The sequence below is a fragment of the bacterium genome (genome assembly GCA_020444065.1).
GTDB lineage: Bacteria > Sumerlaeota > Sumerlaeia > SLMS01 > JAHLLQ01 > JAHLLQ01.
On the sequence record JAHLLQ010000002.1, the window covers coordinates 720,592 to 737,434 of the forward strand.

The 16,843-nt window shown below is 60.7% G+C and carries 18 protein-coding genes; 14 read left to right on the plus strand and 4 right to left on the minus strand.

The annotated features are described in order from the left end of the window. The first annotated feature begins 39 nt into the window (after window positions 1–39). From larB to KQI84_07405, 9 genes are all read left to right on the plus strand, one after another. Window positions 40–867: a nickel pincer cofactor biosynthesis protein LarB gene (gene larB, locus KQI84_07365; protein ID MCB2154691.1), complete on the plus strand. Its 828-nt coding sequence runs from the start codon at window positions 40–42 to the stop codon at window positions 865–867. Continuing rightward, on the plus strand, window positions 867–1,157 hold the full coding sequence (locus KQI84_07370) for a EutN/CcmL family microcompartment protein (protein ID MCB2154692.1): 291 nt from the start codon (window positions 867–869) through the stop codon (window positions 1,155–1,157). Before larB ends, KQI84_07370 begins: the two co-directional genes overlap by 1 nt. Next, window positions 1,154–1,456 (plus strand): EutN/CcmL family microcompartment protein, encoded by a 303-nt coding sequence (locus KQI84_07375; protein ID MCB2154693.1) that lies wholly within the window; start codon window positions 1,154–1,156, stop codon window positions 1,454–1,456. Before KQI84_07370 ends, KQI84_07375 begins: the two co-directional genes overlap by 4 nt. Next, window positions 1,446–3,056: a phosphodiester glycosidase family protein gene (locus KQI84_07380; protein MCB2154694.1), complete on the plus strand. Its 1,611-nt coding sequence runs from the start codon at window positions 1,446–1,448 to the stop codon at window positions 3,054–3,056. The genes KQI84_07375 and KQI84_07380 overlap by 11 nt, the downstream gene beginning before the upstream one ends. A gap of 143 nt (window positions 3,057–3,199) precedes the next feature. Further along, the gene (locus KQI84_07385) at window positions 3,200–4,723 is read left to right on the plus strand and encodes a cation:proton antiporter (GenBank protein MCB2154695.1); all 1,524 of its coding nucleotides are present in this window, start codon (window positions 3,200–3,202) and stop codon (window positions 4,721–4,723) included. 111 nt (window positions 4,724–4,834) lie between these two features. Further along, window positions 4,835–6,232 (plus strand): asparagine--tRNA ligase, encoded by a 1,398-nt coding sequence (asnS, locus tag KQI84_07390; GenBank protein ID MCB2154696.1) that lies wholly within the window; start codon window positions 4,835–4,837, stop codon window positions 6,230–6,232. Window positions 6,233–6,361: 129 nt separating this feature from the next. Continuing rightward, the gene (locus KQI84_07395) at window positions 6,362–7,279 is read left to right on the plus strand and encodes a hypothetical protein (protein MCB2154697.1); all 918 of its coding nucleotides are present in this window, start codon (window positions 6,362–6,364) and stop codon (window positions 7,277–7,279) included. Then, entirely contained in the window at window positions 7,279–7,917 is a 639-nt protein-coding gene (locus KQI84_07400; GenBank protein MCB2154698.1) for a sigma-70 family RNA polymerase sigma factor, read from the plus strand. The genes KQI84_07395 and KQI84_07400 overlap by 1 nt, the downstream gene beginning before the upstream one ends. Next, entirely contained in the window at window positions 7,914–8,501 is a 588-nt protein-coding gene (locus KQI84_07405; protein MCB2154699.1) for a hypothetical protein, read from the plus strand. The genes KQI84_07400 and KQI84_07405 overlap by 4 nt, the downstream gene beginning before the upstream one ends. 280 nt (window positions 8,502–8,781) lie before the next feature. Here KQI84_07405 and KQI84_07410 read toward each other — a convergent pair whose 3' ends face one another. Both KQI84_07410 and KQI84_07415 read right to left on the minus strand, forming a co-directional pair. Continuing rightward, window positions 8,782–9,102, minus strand: coding sequence for a transcriptional regulator (locus KQI84_07410; GenBank protein MCB2154700.1), 321 nt, complete (start codon window positions 9,100–9,102; stop codon window positions 8,782–8,784). Continuing rightward, a complete protein-coding gene (locus KQI84_07415; protein ID MCB2154701.1) occupies window positions 9,095–9,748 on the minus strand; it encodes a hypothetical protein in 654 nt (217 codons plus the stop codon). The genes KQI84_07410 and KQI84_07415 overlap by 8 nt, the downstream gene beginning before the upstream one ends. Window positions 9,749–9,991: 243 nt before the next feature. Here KQI84_07415 and serS point away from each other — a divergent pair, with 243 nt between their 5' ends. The 4 genes from serS to ispF are packed head-to-tail and all read left to right on the plus strand — an operon-like array spanning window position 9,992 to window position 13,217. Continuing rightward, window positions 9,992–11,266 carry a serine--tRNA ligase gene (serS, locus tag KQI84_07420; GenBank protein ID MCB2154702.1) on the plus strand — a complete coding sequence of 425 codons (1,275 nt, stop codon included), beginning with the start codon at window positions 9,992–9,994 and terminating at the stop codon, window positions 11,264–11,266. Window positions 11,267–11,268: 2 nt separating this feature from the next. Continuing rightward, entirely contained in the window at window positions 11,269–12,018 is a 750-nt protein-coding gene (locus KQI84_07425; GenBank protein MCB2154703.1) for a hypothetical protein, read from the plus strand. Window positions 12,019–12,030: 12 nt separating this feature from the next. Further along, window positions 12,031–12,732 (plus strand): 2-C-methyl-D-erythritol 4-phosphate cytidylyltransferase, encoded by a 702-nt coding sequence (locus tag KQI84_07430; protein ID MCB2154704.1) that lies wholly within the window; start codon window positions 12,031–12,033, stop codon window positions 12,730–12,732. Continuing rightward, the gene (gene ispF, locus KQI84_07435) at window positions 12,729–13,217 is read left to right on the plus strand and encodes a 2-C-methyl-D-erythritol 2,4-cyclodiphosphate synthase (protein MCB2154705.1); all 489 of its coding nucleotides are present in this window, start codon (window positions 12,729–12,731) and stop codon (window positions 13,215–13,217) included. The genes KQI84_07430 and ispF overlap by 4 nt, the downstream gene beginning before the upstream one ends. Here the strand turns inward: ispF and KQI84_07440 are convergent. Together KQI84_07440 and KQI84_07445 are read right to left on the minus strand one after the other, a co-directional pair. Beyond that, the gene (locus tag KQI84_07440) at window positions 13,203–14,507 is read right to left on the minus strand and encodes a serine/threonine protein kinase (protein ID MCB2154706.1); all 1,305 of its coding nucleotides are present in this window, start codon (window positions 14,505–14,507) and stop codon (window positions 13,203–13,205) included. The genes ispF and KQI84_07440 overlap by 15 nt on opposite strands. Window positions 14,508–14,524: 17 nt before the next feature. Then, window positions 14,525–15,286, minus strand: coding sequence for a hypothetical protein (locus KQI84_07445; GenBank protein MCB2154707.1), 762 nt, complete (start codon window positions 15,284–15,286; stop codon window positions 14,525–14,527). Window positions 15,287–15,472: 186 nt separating this feature from the next. Between KQI84_07445 and KQI84_07450 the strand changes: the two genes are divergently transcribed. After that, the gene (locus KQI84_07450) at window positions 15,473–16,843 is read left to right on the plus strand and encodes a tryptophanase (protein MCB2154708.1); all 1,371 of its coding nucleotides are present in this window, start codon (window positions 15,473–15,475) and stop codon (window positions 16,841–16,843) included.

Consider the following 16,843-nt stretch of genomic DNA (forward strand, 5'->3'; position numbering starts at 1 on the left):
ACCGTGAGTATTTCGATCCCCGCTGACGACCTGGTGAAGATGACGAAGCAGCCACCGCCTGAAGAGGCATTCCGCAACGATTTGCGCGAACTCCTGCAGAAAGTCGCACAGGGAGACTACAACCCCGAATCCGCCGTGGACCAGGTTCGCGACCTGATGGTCAAGGATCTCGGTTACGCGAAGGTGGACACGCACCGGCTCGCCCGTCGGGGACGTCCGGAAGCCATTTTCGGCCAGGGCAAGACCGCCGCGCAGATCATCGACATCGCAGAGGCACTCGTGCAGGCCGGGCAGAATGTCCTGGTTACGCGGCTGAATCCTGGAAAGCTGGATGAAGTCGCGGAGGCATTCCGGGGCTGGAAGGCCCAGCGAAACGACCGGGCGCGCACGTTGCTGGTCACTGTCAATGAACCACCTCGCAAGAGCGGCACTGTGGGTGTGGTTTGCGCCGGCACGACGGACATTCCCGTTGCGGAAGAGGCTGCTGTGACGGCCGAGGCGCTGGGAAGTCCCGTCGAGCGATTGTACGATGTGGGCGTTGCGGGGATTCATCGATTGTTGCGCCATCGCGAAGCACTGGAGCGCCTGCGCGTCCTCGTCGTCGCCGCAGGCATGGAGGGGGCACTTGCCTCCGTTGTGGGTGGGCTGGTGCGCGCACCGGTCATCGCAGTACCGACCAGCGTTGGGTACGGCGCCTCCTTCGGAGGGTTGGCGGCCCTGCTGGGAATGCTGAATAGCTGCGCGCCGGGAGTCTCTGTCGTGAATATCGACAACGGCTACGGCGCCGGTTACCTCGCCGACGTCATCAATGAAATTGGCGAGGTTGAGGAAGACAAACCAAACGCACCATCCGGAGAATCGATCTGATGGATATGGCGCGCGTGATCGGAACACTGTGGTGTTCCGTCAAGGACCCGGCACTCGACAATCTGCGACTTGCAATCGTTCAGCCGATCAATCATCGGCTCGAGGACATGGGTTCGCCTGCCGTTGCAATCGACCAGCTTAATCGCTCCGAAGGCGAACTGGTCTACATCGTTCGCAGTGGCGATGCGATGTTTGCACACTACGGCACGCACTACGCGCCGACGGACTGTGCCATTGCCGGCATCGTTGATTCGTTGAACGTCGAGGGCATGGAAGGTAATTCGACATGAGAGTCGCCCGCGTAGTGGGGAACCTTGTTTCTACGTTCAAACTCCCCGCCTACGAGACCCGCAAGCTGATGGTTGTCGAGGAACTGGGGCTGGATCACGAGCCCCTGGGCAAAGTGACGATGGCCATCGACTACGTGGGTGCCGGCCCCGGGGACACAGTTCTCGTCGGCGCCGCACCGGGCCTGGCATCGCTGGTCTTTCACGTCGAACGCGCACCCATCAACGACTTGATCATGGGAATCGTCGATCGGGTCGACTCCGGTGGAGTACACGAGGCATACGGGAACAGTGTTCGATAAAATCGATTTCTTGAGAAAAAAGACTCCTCCGCCGCTTCCCCCCGGCGCGAAGCCCTTCGATCAGGGCGCGATCGAGAAGATTCTCGGCACGCGCTGCGAGAAGGACTCGTTCGTCATCGTGGAAGATACGCGACGTTTCCTGGCTCCGGGTGTCAGTTGGCGACGCCGTCGCCTTGGGTGGTCCGACCATTTCACGGGCGAGGACATGGGTCTTTGCCTCAACGAGTTGCGCGTCGAGAGCGGCTTTCCGGCCAAGCTCCAGCCCAGCATTGCCATGGCCTATCCCGGGCTGCTGGACATCGATGCGATCGAGTATGCGTACTGGCAGACGCACTGGGCGGCCGGCGCGCTGCGCGGTCAATCCCCCGGGGAGAAAGAATCGCGCCTTTTCGTCAATATGCGCGCGCTGACTTGCTCGAAGTCCGGCGCTCCGCGCGGTCCGTGGGAAGATCTCGAAGCTCTTCAGCTCAGTGTCGATTCCGGCGAGTGGAACGACGATCTGCTCGATCTGATTCCCACGATGCAGCCAAGCCTGAGACGCTTCAACGGATCACAGTTGGAGGTCGCGCGCTACCTGCCGGCCTATCCGCCCTCCTGGTCCGTCCAGGCAGATGCGAACGTGCTGGCGGCGACGAACGGCGGGTACTTCCTGAATTTCCCCGAAGAATACGAGGACGATTTGAGCGCGCTGCATCAACCCATCGGCGCGTTGTATGCCGACGGGATGCTGCACATGCCTCCGTGGATCGAGCGTCCCTGCGCGGTGGAGTGGCGAGACGGCGTTCGCCGGATCGAAGTTCTCGGTCCGCAGAACCTGACAATGTGCGTGAATGATAACGGCGTATTCCAACTGGTCTCAGGCATTCAGGAGCCAGAAGCCGCCGCAACGGTGTGGCGCGAATTCGATGGCCCGATGCCGAGTGTCGAGCCTGGCGAACCGGTCGTCGACCTGGTGTTCTCGGGTACTGGACTCGCCAAGGTTGCCGCTCCGGGCACTGCTCATCCTCCCATCGGAGGGGCGATTGTACGCCTGATGGGCTCCCTGGCTGCTCCCTGGCAGGAGTGGCTGGATGATCCCGGGCGGGCGCCATTCCCGAAGTGGGAGCTTCGCCTGATCACTTCCCGCGACATGGCTCTCGACTGGGTGATGGCATCCGGGCCGAAGTTGCTTTCAGACGGCCGCGTGCTTGACGCGGACGCATTGCTGTCGCCTTGGGCGGCGGGGGAGTTCCGCCCGAATGGCCCGCCACCGAGTCGCTATCCCTACGATGCCGATCGTACTCGCGGTCCCCGAACGGCCATTGGCCTGACGACCAGCGAAGACTGGGTGATTACCGTGATCGATGGACGGACCGATATGGCTCACAGTGTGGGCCTGACACTGTGCGAGCTCGCCCGCCTGATGCATCACCTCGGCTGCTATCATTCGATGAACCTGGACGGCGGCGGCTCGAGCGTCATGGCGATCGAAGGCATCAGCCAGCTTGACCAGTTGAGGCCCGGCATTGCCAGTTCCGTCACGAACATCCCCTCCGACCCCGGATCGCGGGAACGCATTCTGCCGGTGGCACTGACGGTCGTCAGCAACCCTGGAGGATGATCATTCAGAGGGTTTCCGTGTTCTAGAAATCGGTTCCGGCTGGATTCCGGACCGGTCCCCCTTCATTTCCCCCCGAATTTTGGTTGATCCTAATGGCGCATGAGGGGGTTGGATAGACCGTTATTTTCTTGAGGAGACGCCCATTGCTAAGACCGGATTTTAAGCGCCGCCCGCTTCCAAGCTGGCGGATGATCAGCACGATTCTGTTGGGTACGCTGATCTGGTTCTTGACTGTACAGTCGACTGGCTTTGGCCAGAATGCTGTCGAAGAGAACTTCCCCGATGACACCGTCCAAGAGATCGAAGCTGCCGTAGCAGAGCATGGTTCCCTGGCTGATGAGGAACATGCACTGGTTGAAATGGAAGCCGAACACGGCGAAGAACACAGCGCCGGTCACTCCGATCCCATCGCGCTCGTGCTTCTCGAGCTACTCCTTGTATTGCTCGCAGCCAAGATTGGTGGGCACTTCGCTGAGAAGTTCCATCAGCCGGCGGTCCTCGGCGAACTTCTGATCGGCGTTGCGATCGGATCGGCCACGCTCTTCTGGGATGGCAGCGCCTTATCCCAGACGATCCACGCCGTGCGCGAAGAGGGATCCTACTTGGACATGGTCGCTCGCCTGGGTGTCGTCCTGTTGCTGTTCGAGGTCGGCCTGGAAACGAGTGTGAAGGAGATGATGAAGGTCGGCTGGCTGTCGTTTATCGTCGCCGTCGTCGGCGTTGTGGCTCCCTTCCTGATCGGCTACGGCGTCAGCGTTGCTCTGATCACGGATTTCCCTCCGGGCCTTCCACCCGGCCACGGCCACATGTTCGTCGGTGCCATTCTCTGCGCCACCAGTGTTGGCATTACAGCGCGCGTGTTCAAGGACCTGGGCAAACTGCAGACTCGCGAAGCCAAGGTGATCCTTGGTGCGGCTGTGATAGATGACGTCATCGGCCTGGTTATCCTGGCGGTGGTCGCCGGCATTATCGTCGCAGACGAGAACGGGGTGGAAGCCAGCGTCGTCACGATTGCCAGCATCACCACGCTGAAAGCCATCGTCTTCCTCGGTCTGGCGATCTTCCTGGGGCTGAAGTTGGCGCCGTACGGATTCCGTCTGATGGCGAAGCTTCGCGGCGCTCATCTGCTAGTGGCGACAGCGCTGATCTTCTGTTTCCTGCTTGCCTATCTGGCCAATGCGGTCGGTCTTGCGACGATCGTCGGTGCCTTCGCGGCCGGCCTTGTTCTGGAAGAATCCCACATCCGCCCGTTCTTGACGGGCGATGACGAGGAACATGCACATGACGCTCTTGGCCACCAACTGCACCCGCTCTCCGCCCTGGTTGTGCCGGTGTTCTTCGTTCTGATGGGCATCCAAGTGCAGCTCGAGACCTTCGCTCAAGTGGATGTGCTCGTGCTGGCCGCGCTTCTAACCGTTGCAGCCATCGTCGGTAAGCAAGTCTGCGGTCTGCCCATCAAGGGTGGTATCTGGTCGAAACTGACCGTTGGTTTCGGGATGATCCCTCGTGGCGAGGTCGGCCTGATCTTCGCCGCCATCGGTCGCGGCCTGGGCGTTGTCAGCCCATCAGTCTTCTCCGCGGTCGTGATCATGGTTATTGTGACCACTCTGATTACGCCGCCGCTCCTCCGCGTTTCGATGTTCCGGATCCCGGAAGAGTCGCACTGATCAGTCGCAAAACCGAAGAGAACTCCTGCGGCCGCCACGCACTTTTTCGTGGCGGCCGCGTTCGTTGGCTGGTACCCAAAGAGCGCTTTGTCATAACCGGGAGATGGAATCATGATCCAGGAACGTGTGAAATCGATTCTCAACCGCACCGATTACGGGGCGGAAGTCACTGTGCAGGGCTGGGTGCGCACCCGGCGCGACTCCAAGGGCGGATTCTCGTTCATCGAGATCAACGACGGGTCGTGCATGCGTGGCATCCAGGTGATCGCCGACGGCGCGCTGCCGAATTACGAGAGCGAAATCAAGAAGCTGACCACCGGCTGTAGCGTCGAGGTCCTCGGCGAACTGCGCGAGTCTCCCGGACAGGGACAGTCTGTCGAAGTCGGCGCGAAGTCCGTCAAGGTACTCGGTTGGATCGACGATCCGGACACGTATCCGCTGGCGAAGAAGCGCCACACGATGGAGTACCTCCGCGAAGTCGCACACCTGCGGCCGCGCTCGAATACCTTTGGCGCGATCGCACGCGTGCGGAACGCCTTTGCGAAGGCCACGCACGACTTCTTCCAGGAACGCGACTTCATCTACCTCCACACGCCGATTGTCACCGGTAGCGACTGCGAAGGCGCCGGCGAGATGTTCTGCGTGACGACGCTTGACCTGGACAAGCCGCCCCGTACGGACAAGGGGCAGATCGACTTTGCCCAGGACTTCTTCGGCCGTCGGACGAACCTGACCGTCAGCGGTCAGCTTTCCGCCGAAACCTACGCCCTGGCGCTTTCGAACGTGTACACGTTCGGCCCGACGTTCCGCGCCGAGAACTCGAACACGTCCCGCCACCTGGCGGAGTTCTGGATGATCGAGCCGGAGATGGCTTTCTGCGATCTGCAGGGCGACATGGATTTGGCCGAGGAGTACATCAAGTACCTCTTCCGCACGATTTTGGACAAGTGCCCCGAGGACATGGAGTTCTTCAACAAGTGGATCGACAAGACGGCAATCGAGACACTGAAGCACATCATCGATACGCCGTTCGAGCGCCTCACCTACACGGAAGCGGTCGATATCCTGGAGAAATCCGGCGAGAAGTTCGAATACCCTGTGAAGTGGGGGCTCGATCTGCAGTCGGAGCACGAGCGCTTCCTGACCGAGAAGCACATCAAGAAGCCGGTGATTCTTTACGACTATCCCGCAGAGATTAAGGCCTTCTACATGCGCCTCAACGACGACGAGAAGACCGTTGCCGCGATGGACGTGCTGGTGCCGAAGATCGGAGAGATCATCGGCGGCAGCCAGCGCGAGGAGCGCACGGATGTCCTGATCCGTCGCATGAAGGAGTGTCACCTGGATCCGAAGGATTACTGGTGGTACCTGGACCTGCGGCGCTACGGCAGTGTGCCCCACGCCGGCTTCGGGCTGGGCTTCGAACGCATCATCCAGTTCGCCACCGGCATGGGCAACATCCGCGACGTCATTCCGTACCCGCGCACGCCAAACTCTGCCGAATTCTGACCCTTGGCAGAGAAATCTGCGTTTTCGATGTAACCTTTTCGATTCTCCTGCGTAGTTATCGGGTGCAGGCCACGAACGCTGGAACGTGATCACGTTTCGCCTCACCCGATTCTACGAAGGAGAAGACCCATGTTCTTCCCACGGCTGATCCCCGCTCTTGGCGTCCTACTGACGCTCTGCTCTATTTCCATCTCGTATGCACAGGACAACCTCCTGGCCCTGGCGCCGGAGGAGGCGGAAATCGTCGCCCGCCTGGATGTTCGCAGCGCCATCGATTCCCCGCTCTTTCAGAAGGTGCTGGAGTCCTACGGCGAAGAGAAGGCTCGCAACCAGGCCAAAGTCCTCCAGAACACCACCGATCTGGACATCTTCACCGATCTGCAGGAGCTCTATCTGTTCGGAATCGTCGATCGTGATGAGTCAATCGTCATCCTGGCGCGCGGTAACTTCAACCAGGAGAAGCTGCTCGACCTGGTGAAGTTGAACGAGTCCTACCAGTCAGACAAGGTCGACGGCGTGACCGTTCACAAGTGGCGGGATGGCGATGAGAAGTACGGCGCATTCCTCGATGACAACCTTCTGGCCTTCGCGGGCAGCGAGGAGGCGATGCGGGTCCTTCTCGACACTCGGAACAAGGATCACGCCTCCTTCATGAGTACCCCGGCAGGCAAAGCACTGCCCAACGACATGAACTCGCACGATCTCTGGTTCGCGTTGCGCTCCACCGACAACACCAAGGGAGAGTTCGGCGAAATCTCTCACGCCATCGACCTGAACCACGCCATCGCCACGGTGGATCTTGGTTCAAGCAATGTCTCCGCGAGCGTCCAGCTTCAGCCGAATCGCAAGGAGCTCGTCGAGAATTACCTTCAGATCCAACAAGGTGCCGTTGCATTCGCCCAGCTCTTGCGCGAAGAAGAAAAGGTCATCGATCTCCTCTCTCAGCGGGCGCGTGCCGAAAAGTCCGAAGACGGCAAGGCCGCCCGGCTGACGGTGGAGATCCCGAACGATGCCGCACTGAATCTGATCAAGCAGGCAGTGGACTGATGACTCGGCAGGATTCGCCCATCATGGCTGCGGCCATCGAGCCTCTGGCGACGACTTCCTCGCATTCGCGAGTGGAGTCGTCGCAGTCGCGTGCCGCGGACGCGGCCACCGTACGGCGTGTCCTGGATGGCGATCGCCAGGCGTTCGAAGAAATCGTTTTTGCCCACGAGCATTCCGTCTACCGCATTGCGCGTCGGATCCTCGGTAATCGCGAGGACGCAGAGGATGTGGCGCAGGAAGTCTTCGCGGCAGCGTTCACGAATCTTGGCTCGTTCGACTCCCGCCAACCACTGCGCCCGTGGATTGCGCGTATCACTGTCAATACGGCCATTTCATATCGAAGAAGGCGTCAGCCGACGACTACGCTGGAGGATCAATGGCACAGCTCCAAGCGCCCCTCGCCGCGTGAGGAAGCGGAGGCGGACCAGCGCCACGAGCAACTCGACCGAGCCGTTGCACAACTGCCGGAGGCCAGTCGCGAGGCCGTGGCGCTGTTCTACGGCGAGGAGATGAAGATCGACGACGTGGCACGAACCCTTGGGCGTCAGCCAGGAGCCGTGAAGGTCGCGCTGCACAGGGCGCGACTTCGCTTGAGAGAAATTGTTTTTGGCAATGCCGACAGAAGGGATGGTGAATGATGAACAGCGAAACGATTCGCCGACTGCAGGAATATCTCGATACGCATCCGGATGAGCCGCTCTCTCCGGTTCTGCAACGAGAAGTCGATGGCGATCCGAATCTGCGCGCGCTGTGGGAGGAACTGCAGGCGGTTGATGAGATGCTGGGCGAGACCGATGAATTGCCCGAGGGGCTTCATGATCGAATCATGCACGGCATCGGCGCCGCGCCTGCTCCGAGCCGTCGTGCGAAGGTCCGTGTGCTTCTGCTCGCCCCGCTGGCTGCCGCTGCTGCCGTCGTGTTGTTCCTGGCGCTGAACTTCGAGCCAATGAAGCAGGAACCCATCACCCGCCACTCGCCGAAAAACTCATCGACCGAGCAGATTGCTCCAAATCTGGACTTCTCCGAACTCACCATTTCTCAAGAACTGAAAGCCCCTGGAGACTTTGTTCGCCAAAAGCGCGATCGAGCAATTGAATCCGCGGAAGGACTGTTAGCGGGTGTGGTGAAGGTCCTCCCGCGCCTGCCGGAGGATTCCCCGCCACCTACCCCGACGCGAGAATCGCGATCTGCGCAGCAAACGCACCGATCCAGGCGAGCATGACCAGCCACTTGTATGACGACTCCCATTCCAGCAGGCCGAACAGAAGCGTGTAGATCCCACAGAAGATCCCAAGAATTCCCCAGATAATGCCCTTCTGCAAGAAGATGCCTACAAGCACCCAAATGAAACAGATTGATTGAACCACACTGCATGCCAACAGAATGAACTCCATGCTATCCCCCTGGATTCGCGCTTGTGATTACATTGATCGGTGTGAATCTAGGGGGGCACGTTCTGTGGCGCAAGCGTTTCTATTGGGCTGCATCCGGAAACTAAAGTGTCATTGGAGCAGTGTCCGCATCGTTGAACGATATTCCTCAAATGCCCGCCGTCCAGCTTGAGTCAGTCGCAATGTGGTGACGGGTCGCTTGCCTTCGAAGTGCTTCTCGACGTCCACGTAGCCGCCCGCTTCCAGCTTCGACAAATGGGACGACAGGTTGCCCTGCGTCAGTCCTGTCTGGCGCATGACGAACAGGAAGTCGGCGCTTTCCAGGACGCTGAGCAGAGAGACGATCGCCAGGCGGGCCGGCTCGTGAACCAGCCGATCGACGGATGCGAACGCTTGCGGATCAGGCGTCTTGTCAGGAAGCGGGTCACTCATCGGATGCCTCCGGTTCATACACCGGATTCTCGCGGACGAATCGCGCAAAGAGAGCGACTCCCAGCAGAACGAGCATGAGGCCTCCCGCGCCGTAGACGATCCAGGATGCAGCGATTTCGGCGAACTCGCGCAGTGCCAGGTCTGTTGGCACCGTGGCGCCGAGAATCACGCCAAGGAGGAACATCCGCGGCTGATCCCAGTAGTAGGCCAGGACCGCAAACACGGCGATGATCTGAAACGCCCAGATGGCGGCCATCAGCATGGGGATGTTCAGCGGCGCATCAGTCGTCGGGTGCTTCCACAGGAACATCGTCGCGAGCACAATTCCAGTCGTCACGATGAAGCCGGCCACAAACGCGAGGCGAACCTTGCGTTCCTTCTTCTTCCGCTCCTCGCCGAAAACCGCATTCCCCAGGCGGCGGGCTTTGATGCGGTGGAATGCGTACCGGTGGATCCCCACGGCGGCGCCGATCACCACGAGGTAGATCGCAAATGACCAGCCGACGCCAATCTTCCAGTCGAGCATCGTCATGAAGAACCCGACCGCCATGACCAGCGCGCCGACGTAGATTTCGAACAAGCCCGTGTTGCGCGTTGCGGAGTACGCTCGGCGTTCGATCTGTTGCGCATTCAGTGTATCTTCCATGATGGGTCCTCCTGTTCACGTTCCTCATCTGGATTGAGTGAACCCATTGCCCTTCTGGTTGTCAACGGAATTTAGTTTGTGTCGCAAACCAAATTGCAGGGAGCGGCAAATGGAATGACTGGGCACCTTGCCGGAAGCCCCGGTCCCAGCCAATTGGGTTGACGACTGGCAGGCTCGAAGGCCAGCCCTTTCAGGCATTGGCGAGCCCAACTCGCCCCGATTCCTCGACGAGAACACGCCCCCATGTTGGATATTCGATTCGTTCGCGAAAACCCCGATGATGCCCGCAAAGGCCTGCAGGCCAAACTGACCGATCCGGCCCTGGTTGACCAGGTGCTGGCGTTCGACGAGCAGCGTCGCAGCCTGATCCAGGAGACGGATGAGCTGAAGCGCCGCAAGAACGAGGTCTCGAAGCAGATTCCGCAGGTCGCCAAGGCCGGCGGCGACATCGAGGCGTTGAAGACTGAATCTCGCGGGATCGGCGACAAGCTGAAGGATCTGGACGACAGTCTGCGCACAATCGAGCAGGAGCAGCATGACATCCTGCTCCGCCTGCCGAACATGCCCGGGCCCGATACGCCGATCGGCAAGAGCGAGGACGAGAATGTCGTCCGCCGCACGTGGGGCGAACCGGCGAAGTTCGACTTCGACGCGCAGAGCCATTGGGACCTCGGCCAGGCGCTGGATATCCTGGATCTGGAGCGCGGCGCCAAGATTTCCGGCAGCGGATTTTACGCACTGAAAGGCGCCGGCGCGCGACTGCAGCGCACGCTGGTGCATTGGATGCTCGACACACACACACGCAAGAACGGCTACACCGAAATCGCGGCACCGCATCTCGTGACGCGCCAGACGCTGACCGGCACCGGCCAGTTGCCGAAGTTGGAAGAGGACATGTACCGAATCGAGTCGGACGACTTGTTCCTGATTCCAACGGCGGAAGTTCCGGTAACGAACTTGCACTCCGGCGAGATTCTGGACGCGGAGCAGTTGCCGATCAAGTACGTCGGCCACACTCCGTGCTATCGCCGCGAGGCGGGCAGCTATGGTCGAGAGAATCGCGGTATTTCCCGCGTTCACCAGTTCGACAAGGTCGAGATGGTTCAGTTCGTTCTTCCGGAGAATAGCAGCGACGCGCTGGAATCGCTGACGCGCAATGCGGCGGAGTTGCTCGAAGCGCTCGGCCTGACCTATCGCGTGCTGGAACTCTGCAGCGCGGACCTGTCTTTCGCAGCACAGAAGTGTTACGACCTCGAAGTGTGGGCGCCGGGCATGGATCGCTGGCTCGAAGTCAGCAGTTGCTCGAACTTCGGCGACTTCCAGGCGCGCCGCGCAAACATCCGGTTCCGCCGCGAGCAGGGCGCCAAGCCGGAGTTCCCGCACACGCTGAACGGTAGCGGTCTCGCATTGCCGCGCCTGATGATTGCTGTGATCGAGAACTACCAGCAGGCCGACGGCTCCATCAAGATTCCCGACGTGTTGGTGCCAATGTTCGGCCAGGATCGCATCGGGGGCTGACAATGACGGCGCCCGCTCCTCTCACGAATTGGCGTGTGGTTTTGGTCTCCCCCCAAACCGCAGCCAATGTCGGAGCGGTTGCGCGCGCGATGAAGAACTTCGGTTGCCACGACCTGGCCGTTGTCGATCCACGTTGCGATCTTGGAATCGAAGGCCCTGCGGGCCAACTGGCCCGTTCCGCTTACGATATCATCGCCTCCCGACGCGAGGTAGAGACGCTCGGCGAAGCACTTGCCGATGTCCACTTCTCGATCGCCTTGACCGCTCAAGAAGGCGACGACCGTCGTCGCGAGTTCATTGGTTTCGTTCCCGAGCCCTTGCTGCGCGATCGCCCGGCGGCGGAGACCCGTGCGTTGGTCTTCGGTCGCGAAGACAGCGGCCTCACAAGTGACGAGTGCGGCCTCTGCGGAAACCTGTGGGGATTCCCGACGCAGCCCGAGTACACCTCGATGAATCTCGCCCAGGCCGTCACGGCGGCGCTGGTCGGCGTCTCTGAAGCGCAAACTCGCGGTGCCGGAGACGAGAATGCGGAGGCACCCGCGCCGCACGAAGAAGTCGAGGCCATGTTCGCGCACTTGCGCCAGGTTCTCGACGCCGCGGGGTACGAGCGCGGTGTGCCCGTAAAGTACCCAGAGCGAGTCTTGCGTCGCGTTGCCCTCCGTGCCAGATTGCGTCACGGCGAAGTGCAAATCCTGCGTGGAATCTACCGCCGGGTGCTGAACGCGATTCTCGGATTCGAGCGCCGATCCTGATGGAGCGATGAGATGCGAGTAGGACTGGTTGTCGTGGCGGCAGGTTCGGGGAAACGTTTCGGCGGTCCGAAGCAATTCGCCCTGCTCGACGACAAGCCAATCCTTGCGCACTGCCTGGAGGCCTTTGACGAATTCGACAGCATTGCAGACCGCGTTGTTGTTCTGCCCCCGGACTTGCGCGACACCGAAGAGTGGAGGCGCATCCGGGCCGGACTGCGCTACCCCGTGCGCGTTGTGCTGGGCGGAGATGAACGCGCCGATTCCGTCCGCGAGGGCCTGGAGGGCATTATGCCCTTCTGCGATGTCGTGGCCGTTCATGACGGCGCGCGTCCGTTCGTACCGCTCGGTGCTTTTTCGGAAGCCGTCGCCTTGATGGAGAAAGATCCGCGACTGGCGGCGGCCATTGTTTGCTCGCCCGTCACGGACACGCTGAAGGCGCTCAATTCCGATCATCTGACAATCGCCGAAACCATCGATCGGTCGCGCATGGCACGTGCAGAAACGCCGCAGGTTTGCCGGCGCGAGTTGTTGCTGAAGGCGCTGGACCTGCCGGGCGCATATCGATTCACCGACGAGGGGCAGGCGCTTGAGGCACTCGGTCTGCGGACCGCTGCTGTTATGCACGATTCCTATAATGTGAAGATCACAACGCCCGCCGATCTGAACGCTGCCGATTCATGGATGCGATCGCGGCGCGAGGGAGAACAGTCATGAGCGATTCGCCCCCATTTGCAGTTGGTTTCGGTTACGACGTTCATCGCTTCGCAGAGGGACGTCGCCTGGTTCTGGGCGGTGTCGAGATCCGCTCAGATCTTGGTCTTCTCGGCCACAGCGATGCGGACGTTCTCTTGCACGCGGTGTGCGATGCGTTGCTCGGCGCGGCTGCATTGGGCGATATCGGGCACTTCTTCCCAAACGACGATCCCAAGTGGAAAGACGCGGATAGCCGCGTCCTGCTGCGCGAAGTTCGTCGCCAGATGACCGTTCATGGCTGGTCGGTTGGAAATGTGGACGCGACTCTCGTTGCCGAGCGTCCAAAGATCGCGCCACATATCGACGCGATGCGCGCGATTATCTCGGAGGATCTTGGGATCCCGCCTTACCGCATCGGGATCAAGGCGACAACGAACGAAGGGATGGGGTTTGTCGGCAGGGGAGAGGGCATTGCCGCGATGGCGACGGCGTTACTCTTCCGTTGATGGGCCGAGAATCTCCGCCTCGATCAACGCCATCAATCGATCGACTTCCTGCCAGTCTCCGCGTGCCCGTGCGGCCTCCAATTGATTGCGGCGTTCGAACGCCCTCATTGTCAATTGCCCGCCGGATGTTTGCAGGTAGCGGTCGACCAGGCGAAGGCGTCGCTCGATCTGCGACTGATCGATTTCCGGTTCCTGCGATACATCCATCAGACCCGAATTGACCGACTGCCAGACGACGAATCCGCCAATTGCGAATCCGATCAGCAACCCGATCGCAAGTGCCCAACGTTGGAAGAACTCACGAATGCGCCGACGGAGCATCAGGCCGGAACTCGATGACTCATCCATCAGAACGCGTTCTAACTCGCGACGGAACTGGTCTGCATCGGCGAATCGTCGCAGAGGATTCGGATGCAGGCCGCGGCTGACCAGTCGCAGCAATCCCGGCGACAAGTCGCGTCGCGTGTCTTCCAGGTTCTGAACCAGGCCGTTCTTGTTTGCGTAGAAGAACGCCTCCATGTCGCGCTGGCGCCCGAACGGCGTCATTCGCGCCAAGGCGAAGTACAGCGTCGCGGTGAGCGAGAAGATGTCGCTCGATGGTCCGAACGCCTCCCCGCGTGCCTGTTCAGGCGCCATATAGCCCAATGTTCCGCATACCGAGCCGCCGCCCGCCCAGGCTTCCTCGATGCTCGATGCCAGACCGAAGTCCGCCACTTTCACGCGACCAGTCGGTCCGATCAGAATGTTCTGCGGCTTAATATCGCGGTGCAGAATGCCCTGGTCGTGGGCGAACGCGATCCCGGAGGCCGCTTCGGCAATGATGCGCAGCGCCTGCGGCACAGAGACGATCGGCTCTCGCCGCACCCAGTCGTACAGCGTCTGGCCGTTGATGTATTCCATGGCGAAGAAGACGATGTCGCCCGCGCGATGCCACGAATACACCTGGACGATGTTTTCGTGAGTGAGGCGGCTCATGCGCTCCGCTTCGCGCTTCAAATCCTCAACATGCTTCTCGGAGTGCGGGCCTAAGGCAATGAATTTCAGTGCAACGCGACGGCCGAGTTGCACATCCGTCGCCAGCACCACCGCGCCCATTCCGCCTTGGCCAAGGACGCGCTCCGCTTCGAATCCAGCCTCAAGGGCGATGGCCGCCAGTTTGTCTGTGAGCGAGAGCTCTTCGCGCCCAACGTACGGACCGCTGGTTGCGATGGACGCCAAAGACTCGAACGCCTCGCTGACGCGTCCTTCGAAGAACGAACTGGATGGGGATTGCGAGACGGCAGTTTCCATGACCCGTTCGCCTCAGATCACCCGCGCCGGAACAGGCCTTTGACTTTGCCGAGCAGCCCGTCGTCGTCCACTTTCGTGGCTGGGGCGGCCATCGGGTAAGGCGGCAACGAGGAAAGCTTCTCGTACTCCGGCTGGCAGACCTCATCGACTTGTGTGAGGAACCGCTCCTGATCCCGCGGAGGCAACCCCACGGTTAACGCCGCCGCACGTCGGGCGCCGTCGAGGTTCTCAAAGCCCTTTGCCTTTGCAAAGCGCTTGGCGTCCTTCTCTTCGATGTGTGGAACGAAAGGGCAGAAGGGATCGAAGCTGGGCAGGACGTTCGGAACTTCGCGAATGCGTCCCATCAGGATCAGGTTCACGATGTTCTCGGCCTGCGCGGTCAGGATTACGATCTTCTCGCGCGACTTCTCCTGCTTGAACGCCCAGTTCGCGTCGACGCGGATGAAGCCCTTCTTGCCACGATTGGAAAGGCGGCGCTGCAGCAGTTGGAGGGAACTGAGCCAGACCCAAAGGTGCGGCGAACTCTGCACGGCACCAACGACGTTGCTCATGCGCGCCTCGGCGACTTCGACCGGGGTCTCGTACCGATTTCGCAACGCCGATGAGCCGCCGCGGTCTTCGATATGATCATCCGGTTCCCAGATATTCCGTCCGCCGAAGCAGAAAATCCAGCCAATCGGGATGCCGGTCGGGCACTCGGCGATCACATCCACGTTCGAGGTGGGTGCCTCGGCCTGGAAACGCTGGAGCGAGAACAGCAGACGTGCGGGCTTCGACATGAGCCTCAATCCTCACGAGAATACCCAATGCAAAAAGGAGGAGGCTGGGAAGTCAAGCCATCTCAAACGTCGACTACGCCGGAGCGTCGGCGACCCGCTTCCAGGCCCAACGCCGCCGGGAACCCTTCCCGGTAGACACCGCCAGGGGGTTGTGTCATAAACCGCCAAATGCCCGGAGGTTTCTCCATGAAGACCATCATCGAGCCATTTCGCATTAAGACGGTTGAAACGATCCGCATGACCACGCCCGCCGAGCGCGAGGAGTACCTGAAGCGCGCCGGTTACAACGTGTTCAAGCTCCCCGCCGAGGAGGTGCTGATTGATCTGCTGACGGACAGCGGCACAGCAGCGATGAGCGCAGAGCAGTGGGCCGCCCTGATGCGAGGCGACGAGTCCTACGCCGGCAGCCAAAGCTGGGAGCGCTTCGAGGCCTCGGTGAAAGACATCTTCGGCTTCGACTACATCATTCCCACGCACCAGGGGCGGGCAGCCGAGCGCATTCTCTTCAGCACAGTCTGCCGGTCCGGCCACATCGTGCCGAACAACACGCACTTCGACACGACGCGTGCGAACATCGAATTCGCCGATGCGAAGGCCGTGGACCTCGTGATCAAGGAAGGTCTCGATCCGGCCAGTCGCCATCCCTTCAAGGGCAACATGGACATCGCGAAGCTGGAGGCACTGATTGAAACCGAAGGCGTCGAGAACATCCCCATTTGCATGCTGACCGTGACGAATAACGCCGGCGGCGGGCAGCCGGTTTCGATGGAGAACATCAAGGCTGTTTCCGCCGTCTGTCGTAAGCACGGTATTCCGTTCTTCCTCGATGCGTGCCGAATCGCGGAGAACGCGTACTTCATCAAGATGCGCGAGCCGGGCTATGCCGATCGCACCGCAAAGTCGATTGCCCAGGAGATGTGCTCCTACGCCGATGGTTGCACGATGTCGGCGAAGAAGGACGGGCTTGCAAATATTGGCGGTTTCCTGGCGATGAACGATCCGAAGCTGGCGCGCCAGGAGCGGGATCTGTTGATCCTGACGGAAGGCTTCCCGACATACGGCGGCCTGGCCGGGCGCGACCTGGAAGCCATTGCCGTCGGACTGCAGGAAGCTCTCGACGAAGACTACCTCGAGTATCGCACTGCGTCGGTTCGCTACCTGGGCGAACACATCAGCAAGAACGGCGTGCCGATCGTGCAACCTCCCGGCGGGCACGCGATCTTCATCGATGCAAAGGCCATGTTGCCCCAGATTCCGCCGCTGCAATTCCCAGGGCAGTCGCTCGTCTGCGCGCTGTACCTGAAGGGCGGGATTCGCGCTGTTGAGATCGGCAGCGTGATGTTCGGCAAGAAGGACAAGGATGGCAATGACTTGCCGGCGCCGATGGAACTCGTGCGCCTCGCGATCCCGCGCCGCGTTTACACACAGAGCCACGTCGACTACCTGATTGAAGCCATTCTGGAAGTCTACGCCGAACGTGAGAACCTCCGCGGCCTGCGCATCGTTGATGAGGCGCCTTTCCTGCGACACTTCACGGCGGACTTCGAGATTGTGTAA